15 protein-coding genes are annotated in these 16,621 nt (G+C 66.4%); 4 read left to right on the top strand and 11 right to left on the bottom strand.

Annotated elements, in window-relative coordinates:
* Position 1 precedes the first annotated feature (1 nt).
* Complete coding sequence (locus AB4879_RS27345; RefSeq protein ID WP_370510245.1) at positions 2-1,798, top strand: amidohydrolase; 1,797 nt, start codon at positions 2-4, stop codon at positions 1,796-1,798.
* Here AB4879_RS27345 and AB4879_RS27350 read toward each other — a convergent pair whose 3' ends face one another.
* Entirely contained in the window at positions 1,799-3,082 is a 1,284-nt protein-coding gene (locus AB4879_RS27350) for a DUF222 domain-containing protein (protein ID WP_370510075.1), read from the bottom strand.
* A gap of 35 nt (positions 3,083-3,117) precedes the next feature.
* Positions 3,118-3,582: an RDD family protein gene (locus AB4879_RS27355; protein WP_102805486.1), complete on the bottom strand. Its 465-nt coding sequence runs from the start codon at positions 3,580-3,582 to the stop codon at positions 3,118-3,120.
* Between the two features lie 179 nt (positions 3,583-3,761).
* Here AB4879_RS27355 and glnA point away from each other — a divergent pair, with 179 nt between their 5' ends.
* On the top strand, positions 3,762-5,198 hold the full coding sequence (gene glnA, locus AB4879_RS27360) for a type I glutamate--ammonia ligase (protein ID WP_036344627.1): 1,437 nt from the start codon (positions 3,762-3,764) through the stop codon (positions 5,196-5,198).
* Positions 5,199-5,291: 93 nt separating this feature from the next.
* On the opposite strand, the gene AB4879_RS27365 is transcribed toward glnA, so the two are convergent.
* From AB4879_RS27365 to AB4879_RS27375, 3 genes are read right to left on the bottom strand one after another with little or no spacing between them, the layout of a single operon-like run.
* Positions 5,292-7,448 (bottom strand): EAL domain-containing protein, encoded by a 2,157-nt coding sequence (locus tag AB4879_RS27365; RefSeq protein WP_370510076.1) that lies wholly within the window; start codon positions 7,446-7,448, stop codon positions 5,292-5,294.
* Positions 7,448-7,876, bottom strand: coding sequence for a response regulator (locus AB4879_RS27370; RefSeq protein WP_370510077.1), 429 nt, complete (start codon positions 7,874-7,876; stop codon positions 7,448-7,450). Before AB4879_RS27370 ends, AB4879_RS27365 begins: the two co-directional genes overlap by 1 nt.
* Positions 7,869-8,978 carry an ATP-binding protein gene (locus AB4879_RS27375; RefSeq protein WP_370510078.1) on the bottom strand — a complete coding sequence of 370 codons (1,110 nt, stop codon included), beginning with the start codon at positions 8,976-8,978 and terminating at the stop codon, positions 7,869-7,871. The genes AB4879_RS27370 and AB4879_RS27375 overlap by 8 nt, the downstream gene beginning before the upstream one ends.
* A gap of 253 nt (positions 8,979-9,231) precedes the next feature.
* Between AB4879_RS27375 and AB4879_RS27380 the strand changes: the two genes are divergently transcribed.
* A complete protein-coding gene (locus tag AB4879_RS27380) occupies positions 9,232-9,639 on the top strand; it encodes a DoxX family protein (RefSeq protein WP_370510079.1) in 408 nt (135 codons plus the stop codon).
* A 13-nt stretch (positions 9,640-9,652) separates the two neighbouring features.
* Here the strand turns inward: AB4879_RS27380 and AB4879_RS27385 are convergent, their stop codons facing one another.
* The 4 genes from AB4879_RS27385 to AB4879_RS27400 are packed head-to-tail and all read right to left on the bottom strand — an operon-like array spanning position 9,653 to position 14,660.
* Complete coding sequence (locus tag AB4879_RS27385) at positions 9,653-10,264, bottom strand: carbonic anhydrase (protein WP_370510080.1); 612 nt, start codon at positions 10,262-10,264, stop codon at positions 9,653-9,655.
* Positions 10,265-10,294: 30 nt separating this feature from the next.
* Positions 10,295-10,618 carry a transcriptional regulator gene (locus AB4879_RS27390; protein WP_102805490.1) on the bottom strand — a complete coding sequence of 108 codons (324 nt, stop codon included), beginning with the start codon at positions 10,616-10,618 and terminating at the stop codon, positions 10,295-10,297.
* A complete protein-coding gene (locus tag AB4879_RS27395) occupies positions 10,615-13,179 on the bottom strand; it encodes a DUF2309 domain-containing protein (RefSeq protein WP_370510081.1) in 2,565 nt (854 codons plus the stop codon). The genes AB4879_RS27390 and AB4879_RS27395 overlap by 4 nt, the downstream gene beginning before the upstream one ends.
* The gene (locus AB4879_RS27400) at positions 13,176-14,660 is read right to left on the bottom strand and encodes a proton-conducting transporter membrane subunit (protein ID WP_370510082.1); all 1,485 of its coding nucleotides are present in this window, start codon (positions 14,658-14,660) and stop codon (positions 13,176-13,178) included. Before AB4879_RS27400 ends, AB4879_RS27395 begins: the two co-directional genes overlap by 4 nt.
* Before the next feature lie 148 nt (positions 14,661-14,808).
* Here AB4879_RS27400 and AB4879_RS27405 point away from each other — a divergent pair, with 148 nt between their 5' ends.
* Positions 14,809-15,105 carry a winged helix-turn-helix domain-containing protein gene (locus AB4879_RS27405; RefSeq protein ID WP_102805493.1) on the top strand — a complete coding sequence of 99 codons (297 nt, stop codon included), beginning with the start codon at positions 14,809-14,811 and terminating at the stop codon, positions 15,103-15,105.
* A gap of 27 nt (positions 15,106-15,132) precedes the next feature.
* Here the strand turns inward: AB4879_RS27405 and AB4879_RS27410 are convergent, their stop codons facing one another.
* A complete protein-coding gene (locus AB4879_RS27410) occupies positions 15,133-15,993 on the bottom strand; it encodes a TIGR03619 family F420-dependent LLM class oxidoreductase (RefSeq protein WP_370510083.1) in 861 nt (286 codons plus the stop codon).
* Positions 15,990-16,616, bottom strand: a complete 627-nt coding sequence (locus AB4879_RS27415; protein WP_370510084.1) for a PaaI family thioesterase — start codon at positions 16,614-16,616, stop codon at positions 15,990-15,992. The genes AB4879_RS27410 and AB4879_RS27415 overlap by 4 nt, the downstream gene beginning before the upstream one ends.
* Positions 16,617-16,621: the final 5 nt, after the last annotated feature.

Genomic DNA, 16,621 nt, shown 5'->3' on the forward strand with positions numbered 1-16,621 from the left:
CATCTGTACTGCTTGTGAGTGGGCGCCGCATTTCAGCGCCTTGGGGTCCGGGGTTCTGACGCGTCGGACGGCGCTGCGTGCTGCTGCGGTGACAGCGGCCGCGACGGCCGCGGCCGCCTGTGGCGGTAAACAACCCGCGACGGGCGCGACGACGTTCGCCGATGTGGTGTTCCGGGGTGGCCGGATCCACACCGTGTCCCCCACGCAGCCGTGGGCGCAGGCGGTGGCAGTCACGGGCAACACCATCTCCTATGTGGGCGACGACGCCGGCGCGGCGGCGCTGGAGGGCCCGGACACCCGCGTCGTCGACCTCAAGGGCAACCTGATGCTGCCGGGGTTCGTCGAGGGCCACATCCATCCGTTCCTCGGCTCGTTTCTGACAAGTGGCGTCGACCTGCAGGTGCCCACCGGGGCGGACGCACTCGCCGCGATCGCCGCGTATGCGGCGCAGCATCCGGACGGCCCGGTGCGCGGATTCGGTTGGCGCGTCGATATGTTCGGGCCGGACGGGCCCACCCGGCAAGAGCTGGACCGGGTGCTGCCGGACCGGCCCGGGTTCTTCTTCGCCATTGACGGCCACAGCATGTGGGCCAACAGCAAGGCGCTGCAGATCGCCGGCGTCGGCCGCGACACCCCGGACCCGATTCCCGGGTTCAGTTATTACGTCCGCGACGAGCACGGCGACCCGACCGGGTATCTCCTCGAAGTCGACGCGGTGCTGAGCCTGGTGAACGCCGTCGATCCGATCTCGCCGCACTCGATGCAGACGCTGCTGGAGACGTGGCTGCCGAAGGCCTCGGCGGCCGGGATCACCTCGGTCTTCGATGCCGGGGTACCGCCGATCGGCGAAGATCAGGGCGCAGTGATCGCCCTGTACACCGATTTGGAGCGGCGTGGTGGGTTGCCGTTCCGGGTCGTGGCCTCCTACAGCGTGAAAGCCCCGCCGGTCGACGACGCGGTGGCGAAGCTGACCGATATCCGCAACCGGGTCTCGACCGAACTTGTGACCGTCGGCGCGGTGAAGATCATCGGCGACGGCACCCAGGGTGGATACACCGCGTGGCTGATCGAGCCGTATGCGGACAAACCGGATTCGATCGGCGGGTCGCCGTTCACCGAGGAACAATGGCGCCAGCTGATACGCGAGGTCGACGCGGCCGGCTTCGATGTCCATGTGCACGCCTGCGGTGAGCACACCGCGCGCACGGCGTTGGATTCGATCGAGGCGGCGATCGCGGTCAACCCGTCGCGCGACCGCAGGCACACCATCGCCCATCTGGTCTACGTCCAGGATCCCGACAGCCAGCGGTTCGGCAAACTTGGTGTGACCGGCCAGTTTTCGGCCAACTGGATGTCGGCCGATCCGGACACCATGCAGAACATGGCAGCACGATACGGCCAACCCCGTCAGGAGCTGTTCTATCGCGTGCAGGACATCCTGCGGTCCGGCGGACGGGTTTCGCTGGGCACAGATTGGCCCGCGGCCGGCTACTTCTCCACCTACAAGCCGCTCGATTCCATCCAGATCGGGGTGACCCGCCAGCTGATCGGCCAGCCCGATGCGCCCGTGCTGGCGCCGGCCGATCAGAAGCTGACCGTCGCCGAGGCCGTGCACGCCAACACGATGGGCGCCGCCTACCAGATCCGGCTCGACGACAAAGTCGGGTCGGTCGAGGTGGGCAAGCGCGCCGATCTGATCGTGTTGGATTCCAACATCTTCGAGATCGACCCGCACGACATCCACCGTGCGACCGTGACGATGACGATGATGAACGGACAGGTCCGCCACCAGGTCTAGTCAGGCGGCGATCACCCGCACCAGCTCACCGTTGAGGTAGAGCTCGGCCTGACTCAGCGGCACCTTCGGCGTGCCGGGCATCGGCGGCGCCGCCGAGTGATAGTGCGCTCCGGTCGGTGTGATGAATTCTGCTGCGTGCCTGCCAGTTTCCGCGGTCCCGGCGATCACCCGCCAACCGGGGGCTTCCTTGGTGTAGTTGCACGCCTCGCATGTGCCCAACCCGTTCTCCGCGCACGTCGCGCCGCCACCCCGGTGCGGCCTGGCATGATCGCGATGCCGTACCGGCGCATCGCAATACGGGGTGCGGCAACGCTGATCCCGCAGCTCGATGAAGGCGGCCAGCCCCTTGGGGAACAGCCGCGACCGCGATTCCAGAGCAACCAGCGCGCCGGTGGCCGGACTGGCGTACAGCCGGCGCAGCGTGGCTCGCGAGCGCACATCGGCCACCGTGTCCAGGATCATCTTCTGCGCCACCGCCGAGGGCACCGGACCGTAACCGGCGATCACCGCCGCGCCCCGGTCCGCGCCGAGCAGCGCCTGATCGGAGATCACCATGTTGACCGCCACGGGGACCGGCTGATCGGCCGGCCGTCCCGTCACCCGCTCGACCAGCGTGTCGGCCATCACCTGGCCGCGCGAGCGAGCATCGCAACAGGCGTCGGCTTCTCGCTTGAGCGCGGCGTACACCGACACTCCGTGTGCCACCGGCAGCAGCGCCGTCACATAGGTCATCGTGTCCGGGGCGGGGCGGATGGTGACGTTGCGCTCGGTCTCCGCCTTCGCCGCCCTATCCACCACTGCGTGCGGGTCGAGCCGGTAGGCGATCGCCTTGGCATCGGCAGCCAACGCACTATCCCCCACACCCTCCAAAGCGGCCGGATCCGAACATAATTCGGCATCGAGCCGACGTCGATCGTCGACATCGAGGCAGGCCGACTCACGCACGACAATCGTGGCCCGCCACTCGGAGAGCGCCCCGCTCTCCAAAGCGGCCAGCGTGTGCGGCATCTCGTATACCAGCGCCTTGGCGAATCCCAGATGCCGGTTTCCCCGAGTGGGCGAATCCCGCCGGGCCAGCGCCACCTCGGCCGCCACCCCGCGACCCCGCCGGGCCGCAGGAACCCCGGCCGCCGCCTCCGCGGCACGCCGCCCGCTGTCGAGTGCGGCCGTCAACCGCGCCTGCGCCGCGGCGGCGGCGGACTTCAGCCGCTCTATCGCCGCAATGCGTTCGACCAGCTCCGACTCCGCGGCAGTCAGGTCGACATCCAACAATTCATCGAACATGTGTTCGAGTATGCCACTCGACCCCGACAGCAGAGTCAGCGCCGAACGACGGCCGTCATCGTCAGCCGGTCCTGCAGTCCGCGCCCGTCGGCGTCGGTGAACAGTCCCGGGATCACCAGGGCGAGCAGCAGGCCTCGGGCGATCGCCCGGCCACTGCCGACATGCTGGCGGTTGTCGACCGGGATCACCATCAACCCGAGGGCGTACTGCCCCGGAGTGAATCCGAACAGTCGGACCGACAGCACGCCCAGCACGAACCAGATCGCCAGGACGGCAGTCGACAGCACCGAGATACTGATCAGCCCCAACGACATCCCGAGCGCCGCCAGGCCGTAACCGATCAGCCAGTCGATCAGCAGTGCCAGGAAACGCCGGCCCATCCGTGCCAGCGAACGAGGCCCGGATTCCGGCAGACCCAACTCCTGGCCCGGCCACCCGGCGTCGTCGCCCGGCTTCACCGGTTCCGGTCCGGACAGCCAGGATCCGAGTTCGCGTGCCATGGCCCCAGGATATGCGGACCTCCGGCATCCCCCTGTCCAGCGCCGCAGGTCCATTGCGTAACGTCGGCGCAACATGAGCTTGACGACCGTGCAACATCAGATCCATAGCGTCAGCCGCGGGTTAACAAACCCACGTGCCGATATCTGCGTCAAACCGGCTGCACCGAAGGAGTTAGTAAGTGGCAGAAAAGACAGCTGACGACCTGTTCAAGCTGATCAAGGACCAAAAAGTCGAGTACGTCGACATCCGGTTCTGCGATCTGCCTGGCGTGGTCCAGCACTTCTCGATCCCCGCCTCAGCGTTCGACGAGAGCGTTTTCGAGGACGGCCTGGCGTTCGACGGTTCGTCGGTGCGCGGTTTCCAGTCGATCCACGAGTCCGACATGCTGCTGCTTCCGGACCCCGTCACCGCACGCATCGACCCGTTCCGTGCCGCCAAGACGCTCAACCTCAACTTCTTCGTGCATGATCCCTTCACCCGTGAGGCTTACTCGCGCGACCCGCGCAACGTGGCCCGCAAGGCGGAGAACTACCTGATCAGCACCGGCATCGCCGACACTGCCTACTTCGGTGCCGAGGCCGAGTTCTACATCTTCGACTCGGTGAGCTTCGACTCGAAGATCAACGGCACTTTCTACGAGGTCGACTCCGAGTCCGGCTGGTGGAACTCCGGCGAGCCCTTCGAGGCTGACGGCTCGGCCAACCGCGGTTACAAGGTGCGCCCGAAGGGCGGCTACTTCCCGGTGGCCCCGTACGACCACTACGTCGACCTGCGCGACGACATCACCACCAACCTGCAGAACGCCGGCTTCACGATCGAGCGCGGCCACCACGAGGTGGGCACCGCCGGCCAGGCCGAGATCAACTACAAGTTCAACACGCTGCTCCATGCGGCCGACGACGTGCTGCTGTTCAAGTACATCGTCAAGAACACGGCGTGGGCGGCCGGCAAGACCGTCACGTTCATGCCGAAGCCGCTGTTCGGCGACAACGGTTCGGGCATGCACGTTCACCAGTCGCTGTGGAAGGACGGCAAGCCGCTGTTCCACGACGAGTCGGGCTACGCCGGTCTGTCGGACATCGCCCGTCACTACATCGGCGGCATCCTGCATCACGCACCGTCGCTGCTGGCGTTCACCAACCCCACGGTGAACTCCTACAAGCGCCTGGTGCCGGGCTACGAGGCCCCGATCAACCTGGTGTACAGCCAGCGCAACCGGTCGGCCGCGGTGCGTATCCCGATCACCGGCAACAACCCGAAGGCCAAGCGCCTCGAGTTCCGCGCACCGGACAGCTCGGGCAACCCGTACCTGGCGTTCGCGGCGATGATGATGGCCGGCCTGGACGGCATCAAGAAGAAGATCGAGCCGCAGACGCCGGTCGACAAGGACCTCTACGAGCTCCCGCCGGAGGAGGCCGCGAACATCCCGCAGGCGCCGACGTCCCTGTCTGCGGTCATCGACCGTCTCGAAGCTGATCACGAATACCTCACCGAGGGAGGCGTTTTCACGACCGACCTGATCGAGACGTGGATCTCCTACAAGCGTGAGAACGAGATCATGCCCGTTCAGATCCGGCCTCACCCGTACGAGTTCGCGCTGTACTACGACGTCTAAATCGACGCCGCGTTAAGGCCGACGGAGCCCACTCACCCCTTCACCGGGTGGGTGGGCTCCCTCGTTTTCGAGGTGTCTGGCGTTTTCGCGCCGTCAAGCTCCGCATGCGTCGACGTCGACGCTTGCGGACGGCCTCCACGCCGCCGGTGCGATCGCGAGGCGACCCTCGAGGAAGTCGTCGAACATAGCGGCCGGAGCGGGTCGCGCGAAGTAGTAACCCTGCGCCAGGCCACAGCCCAGCTCGACGAGTCGCCCTGCGGGGCCGGCGGTTTCGACGCCCTCAGCAACGGTTCCAAGTTTGAGGGCTGCCGCAAGACTGATGATGGCCTTGACGATGGCGTCGTCGTCGGAGTCGTTGAGGTCGGCGACGAACGACTGGTCGATCTTCAATGTGTCGACCGGGAAACGTTTCAAGTAGCTCAGCGACGAGTAGCCGGTCCCGAAATCGTCGATGCTGAGGCTGACGCCCAAGCCCTTGAGCGACTCGAGAATCTCGACCGCGGACGCGGCATCGTTCATCAGTGCCGTTTCGGTGATCTCCAGCTCAAGACATTCGGGCGGCAGGCCCGACCCGGCGATCACATCGGCGACCAGACGAACCAGACCCGCGTCGGCGACCTGCAGCGGGGAGAGGTTCACGGCCATCTTGAACGACTCGAGGCCGTAGCGTCGCCGCCACGTCGCGGCTTGGTCTGCTGCTTCGCGAAGCACCCACGCGCCGAGAGGCACGATGAGGCCGGTTTCCTCGGCGATGGGAATGAACTGGCCGGGAGCGACGCGGCCGCGGGAGGGGTGCCGCCACCGCACGAGCGCCTCGGAGCCGACGATCCGCAGCGTCTGGAGTTCGACGATGGGTTGGTACTCGATGTCGAACCCGCCCTCGGCGATGCCGCGCCGGAGAGCCACTTCGGTGTCCAGGCGATCGACGGCCTTGGCGCGCATCGAATGCGCGAAGACAGCGCTACGAGCCCGGCCGTCCTGCTTGGCACGGTACATCGCGGCGTCGGCGTCACGAAGGAGCGATTCCGCCGAGACGTGGGGTGAGCTTGCCATCGCTATGCCGATGCTGAGGGTCACCACGAGTTCACCCTTGCCCCAGCTGAGTGGCTGCTGCATGGCGTCCCGGATGCTGGTGGCGATTCCGATCGCCTCCTGCTCGCCGGAGAGGCCTTCGCAGAGGATGACGAACTCGTCTCCGCCGAAGCGGGCGAGCGTGTCACTCGTGCGCAGAGTGGCTTTCAGCCGGCTCGCCATGGCCAGCAGCATGTGGTCCCCGGCGGGGTGGCCGAGGCTGTCGTTGATGACCTTGAACCGGTCGATGTCGATGAACAGAAGCCCGACCGAGCCTGCGGAGCGATCCAGCCGTCCGAGCATGTTGGTGAGTCGATCGAGAAGGAGCGTCCGATTCGGCAGCCCTGTCAACGGGTCGTGCAACGCCTGGTGAGCCAGGGCCTCTTCGGCCGACCGTTGCTGGGTGATGTCCTGCACCGTGCCCCGCATGTAGGAATCGACGCTTGCCTCGTCGCATTCGACGCGGCCCTGCGATCGAAGCCATCTTGTCGATCCGTCGGGAAGGACGATGCGGTAATCGAGGTCGAACGCGCTGCGCGCGCCGAACGCGGCATGCAGCAAGCCCCGGACGGACTCGGCGTCGTCGGGATGGACACGCCCGAGGAGGTCGTCGACGTCGCGGGGCGTATCGGTGGCGTAGCCATGAAGGCGGCGAAGCTCCGCAGACCACACCATCTCGTTGGTGGCGAGGTTGAGTTCCCAGCTGCCGAGGTGAGCGATGCGCTGCGCCTCGGCAAGCGTGGCTTGACTACGTACGAGTGCGTGCTCGGCGCGCTTTCGGACCACGGCGTAGCGAATGGCCCGGGTCAATGTCTCGTCGATGGCACTGCCTTTGACGAGGTAGTCCTGGGCGCCGGCGGCAACGGCTGCCATCCCCACTTCACTGTCGGCGTGGCCGCTGAGCACCACGACGGGCATCATCGGGCTGCGCTTTTTGATTGCCTGCACCCCATCGAGGCCCGAGGCGTCGGGCAGGCCGAGGTCGAGGACGACGCAGTCCAGAGTTTCGATGTCGAGTTTGGTCAGGGCCTCATGCAAGCTGTGGGCCCAGGTGAGCTCCATGCCCGTTCCGAAGGTGCTTTCGAGCATCAGTTGGACGAGCCGTGCGTCGCCGTCATTGTCTTCGACCAGCAGGACCCGAACCAGCGCGGCGTCGTGGGGTGCCTGCGCCGTGCCCATCATTTTGGCAGCCGCACTATGCGAAGCCAGAAACCCTCAAGAGAGCGCACGGCCTCGATGAACTCGGTGAAGTCGACGGGCTTGGAGATGTAGCAGTTCGCGTGCAGCTCGTAGGCGGAATTGATATCCCGCTCGGCCGACGACGACGTGAGGATGATGATCGGGATCTTGGCGAGTTCCGGGTCACTCTTGATGTCACTCAGGACCTCCCGCCCGTCCAGTCGGGGCAGATTCAAATCCAGGAGCACGATGTCGGGTCGCGGGGCGTCGGTATACCGACCCCGCCGGCGCAGATAGTCGATGGCCGCTTCCCCGTCGCCGACGACATGCAGATCGTTGGCGACCTTGGCCCCACGCAGAGCCTCCCTGGTGAGGCGGACGTCGCCCGGATTGTCCTCGACAAGCAGGATGTGGATTTCGTCATCCATCGGTCACCGACCCGACATCGGGCAGGCTGAAGTGGAAAGCACTGCCGCGTTCGGTGTCCCCGTCGAGCCAAATCCGGCCGCCGAGGCGGGTGATGATTTTGAGGCAGAGCGCCAGACCGATTCCGGTTCCGGGGTATTCGCTTCGACCGTGGAGCCGCTTGAACATTAGGAAGATCCGGTCACGGTGCATCTCGGCGATACCGATGCCGTTGTCCTGCACCGTGAAGCGCCAGGCGTCGGCGTCCCGTGCGGCGGAGACGCGTATGACCGGCCGGACATCCGGAGCGACGAACTTCAGCGCGTTGGACAGGAGGTTGCGAAATACCAGAGCTAGTTGGCCCCCATCGCCGTTGATCACCGGCAACTCGTCGACGACCACCGTGGCACCCGACTCAACGATGACCCGGTCGAGGTCGGCAAGGGTGGACCGCACCAGGGCGGAGCAGTCCACCTGGCGCGGCACCAACGTGCCGGTGCCCGCCCTCGAGTAGGCCAGCAGGTCGTCGATGAGAACCTTCATCCGGGAGGCACCGTCGACGGCGAAGGCGATGAAGTCGTCGGCGTCGTCGTCCAATTGGCCCCGGTAGCGGTCAGCCAACAGTTGCACGTAGCTCGAGACCATCCGCAGCGGCTCGGACAGATCGTGCGAGGCGACGTACGCGAACTGCGCGAGATCACTGTTCGACCGTTCAAGTTCGGCCAACAATTTCGCGACGACGGAAGCATGCTCGCGCGAGGCCGTCAGGTCACGTGCCGAGCAGTACAGGATCTCGGGGTCCATGTGGGCCCTGACGTTCCACGCCATCCAGCAGGAAGAGCCGTCTTTACGTAGACACCGGAACTCGAAGGACAGTCCGGTCGACGCGTACGGGAACTCCGCCATCAACTGGGTTACGGCCGGTTGATCGCCGGGATGTGCGAGCGCGGCGAATGAGCTGGACGTCAGCTCGCCCGGCCCGTAACCCAGCGCGAGCTCAAGCGCTGGGTTCACCTCGAGGAATCGACCGTCGAAATCTGCGGTGCACTGCAATGCCGCAAACCGCTGCAGGAGGTTGCAGGCGCCATCATCGGATGGAGCGCCGAGCGCTTGCGGCAGTGTCATGGCCCAGTCCAATCAGTCGATCAGACCCGTGATCGACCTCGTGTAGCGGACCGTAGCAGAATTGACGATCGAGTTTGCAGCAAACCACCGTTACTCACCTGCCCACCCGGATCACGGGCCGCTACAGCGGGGCAGGGCGGGCGGGCCGAAGCGCACGGAAGTGGCCGTCACCGTTGCCAATTGACTCGTCCGGCACGCCGGATCTGATCCGCCCCGACTATCCGGACCGTAGTCCGAATAGTAAGGTCGTCGTATGGCCCAAACCCTTGACGCGCGACTCGGCGGCTACCACTCCCCCGTCCTCGGAATCTTCCGGATTGTCATCGGCCTGCTGTTCGCTATCCATGGCGCGGTGAAACTCTTCGCCTGGCCCATCTCCCAAGGCGGTGCCGCCCCGATCGGGAGCTGGCCGTACTGGTGGGCCGGCGTCATCGAACTCGTCGTCGGCCTGCTGGTCGCGCTCGGCCTGTTCACCCGCATCGCCGCGCTCATCGGCTCCGGCGAGATGGCGTTCGCCTATTTCACCCAGCACCAACCCGACGGCCTGCTGCCGATTCAGAACAACGGCGAGCTCTCCGTTCTGTACTGCTTCGCGCTGTTTCTACTGGCGTTCGCCGGCCCCGGCGCGTTCGCCGTGCAGGGTGGCCGACTTCGCCGCTGACCGTCAGCGCCCATCACACGCATTCCAGTAGCGTGTCCGGCACCTCACCCACCGGTCCGATTGTTGCGTAGGTGCGCAGCTGACCGCTCACCGGATCGGTTGTCGCGCAGATTATCCCGCACTTCCCCGCATCGATCCGCTGGGAGATGATGGGAGATCGTTCCATCAGCGCAACGCCGGTTTCGACGATGTGCGCGGCGGTGACCCCATCCACGGACTCCGCGCTGGCACCCCGGCGGACGATGGACGACAGTGCCTGCTGCACGGCAATACGGGTTGCGCCCTCGGGAATCACCGCATCGTCCCAGGCCCTCATCGCGGCACGCATGGCGCGGCAGTCCGCGTGCCCGAGCACCACGATCAGCGGTACTTCCAGCGTTTCCACGGCGCACTCCATGGTGGCCAGGACCCCGTCGTCGATGACGTGCCCCCAGGTACTCACATCGACCAGCGAGCCCCAACTCTGACCGAGAATCATCTCGCTGCCGACAGCTGCATCCGCGCAACGGAATACCGCAGCGATCGGGGCCTGAAGGGCAGGCTCGCGCTGGCCGCCTCGAACCGGGACGAAGAACTTCTCGTTGCCGGCCCGCAGACGCTGCCAGGTGTTCAGTGGGTTGGACATGGTGTGATCCTTTCTTGGGGTGATACGGATTCAGCAGAAGTACTCGGGTCGGCTGACATAGGTCTCTGTCACGAACATGACTCCAGGCGAGGCGTCGAGCAGAGAGCGCAGCCCGGCCAGCAACGCATCCGCCTTCCCGTCCGGGACCACGGTGATCAGAAGTTCCAGCGCCGCCTGCTGGTTGAACAGCAGCTTGCCCTGCCGGTAGCCGTGGTGCCCGAGTCCCGAGACGCCGGACACGCTGGTGTACCCGGTGGCGCCGACGCTTTGGATCAGTTCCCGAACAGCAGCGGCGTCGCTGCCGGGAACCACCACCTCGACCTTGATCATCTTGGTGAGTGCTGATGTAGTCATGAGACCCTCTCTTCATCGAGAACCATTGGTAGGGAATCTGATTCGAACCAGGACCGCCATCCGGTGCGGGTCCACTGCTGCCACGGAGCCACCGCGCTCGGCCTGGCGGCAAGGCTGACCCACTCATTGCCGAACAACCGCTGCAGGATTGGGTTGCGGTCGATGATGGTGTCGATCCTCGACAGCGGGGCCTGGATCACCGCGAGCAGCCGCATCGGCTCATGCCTCAGCCGGCTGCCGTCGGCAATGGATTGCCAGGGCAGTCCCAGTCGTAGATCACCGTTGTGCCCACTGATCACGCCGGCCCCACCGACCACGTTGTGGACGGTCTTGGTACCGGCCCCGAAGACATCGGGCGCGACGGCCGAGAAGTAGTACTGGCAGTTGATCCATTGGGCGACGACGAGCGGGGCGGTCATGATGGTTTCCAGAGCACTGCCGTCCGCGTCGACCTCGGCGTCGTAGGAGTGCAGGAACGTCCGCCGTTGGAGGTCGAGGCCGGCCGAGATATCCCGGGGACCGACGATGAACGCGGCATTGTCGGCCAGCCCCCATTCGGGGTAAACCTGTGCCCAGTCAACCGATCTGGTGCTGACGTGACGGACCGCCTGCGCCCGGGTGCGGGTGCGGCGCGCACCGGGAAGCGTCGCGCAGCGTTCGGCTGCCAATGCGGCTCCGGCCCGGGCGAGGTCGACATCCAATCGCGCGACGTCCTCGTGGTGCGTCGCCGGAATCAGGTGGCGGTCCAGGATCTGGATCCGGTCCGTGGTCGTATCGTGTTGGGCTGCGACGAACCAGGTTTGGTCCGGGATGTCGATTCCCATGCCACGCAGTCCCCGGCGCACCTCGGGTTCGTTGAGTAGCGTCACCGCGGTCCGGGCGTTGGGTCCGCCCGCCTGTCCCCCGCACGCCCCACAGTCCAGGGCTGCTTGGTATGGATTGTTCTCCGATGAGCTCCCGTGTGCACAGAACACCACCAGCCTGCCGAAGTCGTCGACCAAACCCATCGTGGTGAGCGCGACGTTGGCGAACAGGACGCGCTCGGCCGGCGGTATGGCGTCCACGCTGAGCACGGTCGCCGCTTCCGGCACCGCCAGGGTATGTAGATGCCGGCGGATGGTACCGCTGACCGCAGGCGTCAGCGTCTTCGCCGCGGCCAGCGGGGCTGCCGCCCAACCGGCGGCTTCGGCGAGAGTAAAGGGCGCTGCCACAGCCTCTTTGGCGGCGTGGAACGCCGCTTCGGCCCCCGCCAGGCGCCGCGCGCCTGATATCCGGCGCTCCGCTTGGTGCGCACCGTCGGCAGCTGCGAGCTCGGAGATTTCGTGGCTGGGTGCGATGAGGACGGGGCACAGATCGCTGGCGGCTCCGCCCATCAGATCGGTGAAACGGATAGCGGCAGCGAAGAACCCCGCGAACCCCAGCGTCTGATATCCGCCCAGCGACTCCAGGTGACGGCGCAGCCCCTCAGAGCGGGTGTCGATGCAGGTCACCACCTGGGTGTGGATGTGCTCACGGTGCGGATCCCGCGCGGCACAGTCCAGCGCGCGCAGCAGCCTGTCGCGATAGTGGGACTCAAAGGCACTCTGCCAGAGGGGCTCTCGCGCCGTCACCGGCATCGCCGCGAGTACCCGTGCGGCCACCGATAGTTCGTCGTCACTGACTCCGACGAGTCCCAGGACCGAGGCGATGTGGTCGGCCCGTTCCCGCGCCGACGGCGGTGCCGCGACCGGGCGATCCGCCGGGCGGTCCGGGCGATCGACGGCGAGCAGTGCGCTCTCGTATGCCAGTCGCATGGCGACGTAGGCGGTGAGATCGATTCCCACCGACTTTCCGCTGCCCCAGTGAATGTGCGCGGCCCATCCGGGCAGCCGGGAGAGATGCGCCTGCAGGTAGGCAATGCGCTTGTCGTCGCCTATCCCGAGCGCTTCCAGTGCCGTCAGCGCGGCGTCTTCCGCACGCTCAGATGTCCGGCGAAGTCGCGCTCGCACCGCACGCTTCAAGGAAGGATCACCGGGAGCCAACGCCCGCCATGCCGAGTAGAAACCGTTCTCCCGGCCCGGCATCGGCCACGCACCTGCACCGAAGAAGGCCGTGCACCACTTGGCCGTCTGCGCGTCGACGGTATCGGTGAGCTGTGGGGCGAGTTCCTCAGAGCGAGTCCGGTAGCGGCGCACCGGCTCGAGGCAGCCCACGCCGTGCAGCAGATCGGCTCTCATCAATTCGAGTGGGCTCAGGTCGCGCCCCCCGAACCGCAGCGGCTCGGCGCCGGCGAGATTGGGATAGCGGCGACTCAGCGCGGCATCGAGGTCGGCGTCAGTGACCCGACCAGCGCTGTGCATCTGCCGGAAGTCCTTGATGCGCAATGTGCCTGGCGTGCCATACACGTCGCCGGCGCGCCGGATCGCCTGCTCGAAGGGCATGTTCTCCAGCCCAGAGAGCGGGTTCACCGCGATGAACGTCTCCAGCGGGTAGTGAGTGGGCAACACCCGGGCAGCGAGTGCGACATCACTGCGGAGGCGGGCCCGACGGGCCTCGATGGTGGTCGATTCCGTGACGGTCACGAACGTGCTCCTCTCGGCTGGGCGGGCAATGGCGAGGTGATGTATCCGGCGCTGAGCGCTCTGGCGTATATGGCACGGTGCAGCGACGTTCCCGGCGACCAGCGCACCGCCGCCACCGCGGCGAGGGTGGTGGCCAAGGCGGCCAGGACGGGCCAGGACACTGCCGCCGACGGCGTCGCGGCGGGCAGGGCGGGAGCCAGGTAATGCGTTGCGGCTGAGATCAGTCCGAGATAGGTGATGGCGATGGGAGGCAGCACCACCACGACCGTGACAGGGCCGGCCGGGCCGCTGCGGTATCTCAGCCAACCCCACGTGACGGCGGCGCCGGTAACCCAGGCGAAGATCAGCAGCGCCTGCTCGGCGTGCTGCCCGCCGGCCGATATGGGGATGACCATCGTCGCCGCATAGAGCGCGGCGCCGGGAAGAACGGTCGCGAGCACCGCATTGAGTAGGCGCCGGCGAGCCGTCATCTCTGGTGGGCGCGGATGGGCTGCCGCGCGCCGACGTTGGGCGACGGCGGATCCGGAGGACAGGAACAGGGTCGCCTTGTAGAACCCGTGGGCGACCAGGTGGAAGATCGTCGCGGCCCACAATCCCAGGCCGCAGGTGAGGATCATGAAACCCATCTGTGCCATCGTCGAATTCGCAAGAGCCCCTTTGATATCGGGTTTCACCAGCATGATGACCGCCCCGTACACCAGGGTGGTGGCACCCGCCACGATCGTCAGTGCGCGCGCCGCATCGCCGGAAACCAGCGGGGCGAGGCGAAGCAGGAGGATGCCGCCGGCGTTGACGACACCCGCATGCAGCAAGGCGGAGACCGGTGTCGGCGCCGCCAAGGTGGCCGGCAGCCACCTGTGGAAGGGCACCTGAGCGGAGCGGGAAAGGGCGGCGACCACCGCGAGGCAGCCGACGACAGGAACCAGCGGTCCGGATACCGACTCATCGGCAAGCGCACGCAGGTCCGAGACACCCCATCGCGCGGTGACGATCACGACCGCACACCACAGGGCCAGGTCACCGATGAGGAACGCGATAGCGGTCCGCCGAACCCCGTCCCGGGCGGCGGGCAGATGCCAGTACATCCCCAGCAGCAGGCAGAGTGCGACACCGGCCAGGGTCCAGCCCACTGCAAGCCCGGGCAGCGTCGTCGCGGTGACCATCCCGGCTGAGGCGGATGTCAGCAGGGACGCCCCCGCGGTGAACCTGCCTGCCCGCGGATCGCCGGCGAGGTAGCGGATCGCGAACGCCTGGACGACCGTGCTCACGCCGAAGACGAGGAGCAGCAGAACCGCGGACACCCGGTCGACGCCCATCCCGCGACCGGCGACCACGGCCAGCACGCCGGCGATGAGGAAGCCGGCTCCGGCGATGAGCGCCCCGGCGTACCCGAGCCAGCGGTACCGCCGCCCGGCCAGCAGGGCTGCGACCAGTGCGAACAGCCCCGGTGCCACTGTCACTGCGAGAAGAAGCGCGCTCATGTCGACCAACATGCGACACAAATTACGTGTATTACAATACGTCTGTCAAGCTTCGTGAAATATGTGTCGCTAGATTGAGTCGCATTTGGGCCGCCGAAACAGGCGCGGGAGATTTCGGGTCTTGTTAATGCCGAACTAGAATTCGCGCATGGCGGAGTGGACGTTCTTGACCAACCACGCTCACACTCTGCTGTGCATCGCCCGCGACCCCGGGATCCGTCTACGGGACGTCGCCGAACGCGTCGGCGTGACCGAACGCGCCGCACAGCGCATCGTCAGCGACCTGGTCGAGGCCGGGTACCTGGATCGGCTGCGCGAAGGTCGGCGGAACTACTACCGCATCCGCGCCGATCGGCCGCTGAGACATCCGGTCGAGCGCGGCTATCGCGTCGGCGAGATCCTGGCGGTGCTGCATGAGCCGAAGGACCCCGACGGGTCGAGCTGAACAGCAGCACCACCGCTCACGCCGACGTCAGGCGTCCAGCGCCAAATCCTTACGGAACCGGCGCATCCCGTCGATCTTGTCGGCGGTCGAGGCGTCGGGCCCGGAGTAGAACATCCACGGCATCGTCACGATGCCGGTGATGCCCGCCGCCGCGGCCCGCTCGTAATGCGGGATCGTGAACGCATCGGTCAGCGGCGTCAGGATTTCGTAACCGTCCATGCCGAGCCCCTTTTCGGCACGCAGCTCGCGCAGCTTGTCGACGCGCAGGATCGCCTGGTCCAGGCTGATCAGGTCACCGATCCAGCCGTCGAGCCGGGCAGCTCGGCGCAGCGCGATGTCGGACAATCCCCCGCTGTAGATCGGGATGTGCGGCGGCGTCGGCATCATCTCCAGTCTCGGAGTTTTGTAGAACTCGCCATCGAACTCGGTCCAGCCCGGCCGCCACAGCGCGCGCATCAGCTCGATCATCTCGTCGGTTCGCTTGCCGCGCTTGGCGAACTGCTGACCCATCAGGGTGAACTCTTCTTCGCACCAGCCGACGCCGATGCCGAGTTCCACCCTGCCGTCAGCCAGATACGCCGCAGTCCCAATGGATTTCGCCGCTGAATATGGATCGCGCATCCCGGGGATGTACACCGTCGTCACGAATTTGATCTGCTGCGTGGCCTGTGCCAGCGCACCCACCAGCACCCACGGGTCGGGCCAGTCGGTGAACGGCTGCCAGCGCCGCTCGCCGTTCTTCGTGTACGGGTACGGCGTGGACAGCGTTTCCAGATTCACCACATGGTCGGGGATGCCGAGGCCCTCATAGCCAAGGTCATCGGCGGCCTTCGCGATCTCGACGACCTCGCGGGTCTCCAGAAACGCAACGCTCACATAGAATTTCACTGTGCATCCCTCGCCCACGCCGGCATGATGAAGACTCCTTCTGCTTCTACGGTCGGTCCTTGTGCGTCGCTGAGGAATCCGCGCGCGTAGGTCTTGTAGCCTTCGGTTCGCTCGAGCCACGCCTCACCGCGCAACGGACCCAGCGGTGTTCCCCGCAGGTACTTCAGCGTGATCGTGCCGGTGAACTTCGGCTTGCTGAGCTGACTGGTGGCCGCCTCGCCCAGGAGCTGGTCGAGCAGCAACGCACAAATTCCGCCGTGCACCAATCCCGGCGGCCCCTCGTATACCGGTCCGAGGGTGAACTCGGTCCAGCACCGGCCGTCCTCGTGATGGGTGATCATCGGCGGGGCGAGCGGATTGTGCCGCCCGACAGCCGGATTGCGCCACACCACCGGAAGACCGGACTCCTCGTGGCGCAGTATCCGCGGCCGGTCGGTCGGGGTGCGTTCGAGGGTCTCGCTCACCTCGTCGATGGTCTGCCGCGCCTGCGCGATGGTCTCGGCGTCGGCGCCGCTGTGCAGGCTGGCATCGATGAGCCTGCGCAACGCCTCCGCCAGCGGTTCGTGCGCCGCCTTCACCCGCTCGTACTCGTCGGCGCTGATCACGCCAAACTCAAAATCCATCCCCA

The sequence above is a fragment of the Mycobacterium sp. SA01 genome, from assembly GCF_041287105.1.
Classification (GTDB): Bacteria; Actinomycetota; Actinomycetes; order Mycobacteriales; family Mycobacteriaceae; genus Mycobacterium.

What these genes read in the sequence shown, in the direction of transcription:
- AB4879_RS27350 (WP_370510075.1), bottom strand. Translation starts at nt 3,082, where the DNA reads ATGTTCGATGAATTGTTGGATGTCGACCTGACTGCCGCGGAGTCGGAG.
- AB4879_RS27355 (WP_102805486.1), bottom strand. Translation starts at nt 3,582, where the DNA reads ATGGCACGCGAACTCGGATCCTGGCTGTCCGGACCGGAACCGGTGAAG.
- AB4879_RS27365 (WP_370510076.1), bottom strand. Translation starts at nt 7,448, where the DNA reads ATGGGCACGGCGCAGGCACCCCACGACGCCGCGCTGGTTCGGGTCCTG.
- AB4879_RS27370 (WP_370510077.1), bottom strand. Translation starts at nt 7,876, where the DNA reads ATGGATGACGAAATCCACATCCTGCTTGTCGAGGACAATCCGGGCGAC.
- AB4879_RS27375 (WP_370510078.1), bottom strand. Translation starts at nt 8,978, where the DNA reads ATGACACTGCCGCAAGCGCTCGGCGCTCCATCCGATGATGGCGCCTGC.
- AB4879_RS27380 (WP_370510079.1), top strand. Translation starts at nt 9,232, where the DNA reads ATGGCCCAAACCCTTGACGCGCGACTCGGCGGCTACCACTCCCCCGTC.
- AB4879_RS27385 (WP_370510080.1), bottom strand. Translation starts at nt 10,264, where the DNA reads ATGTCCAACCCACTGAACACCTGGCAGCGTCTGCGGGCCGGCAACGAG.
- AB4879_RS27390 (WP_102805490.1), bottom strand. Translation starts at nt 10,618, where the DNA reads ATGACTACATCAGCACTCACCAAGATGATCAAGGTCGAGGTGGTGGTT.
- AB4879_RS27400 (WP_370510082.1), bottom strand. Translation starts at nt 14,660, where the DNA reads ATGAGCGCGCTTCTTCTCGCAGTGACAGTGGCACCGGGGCTGTTCGCA.
- AB4879_RS27405 (WP_102805493.1), top strand. Translation starts at nt 14,809, where the DNA reads ATGGCGGAGTGGACGTTCTTGACCAACCACGCTCACACTCTGCTGTGC.
- AB4879_RS27415 (WP_370510084.1), bottom strand. Translation starts at nt 16,616, where the DNA reads ATGGATTTTGAGTTTGGCGTGATCAGCGCCGACGAGTACGAGCGGGTG.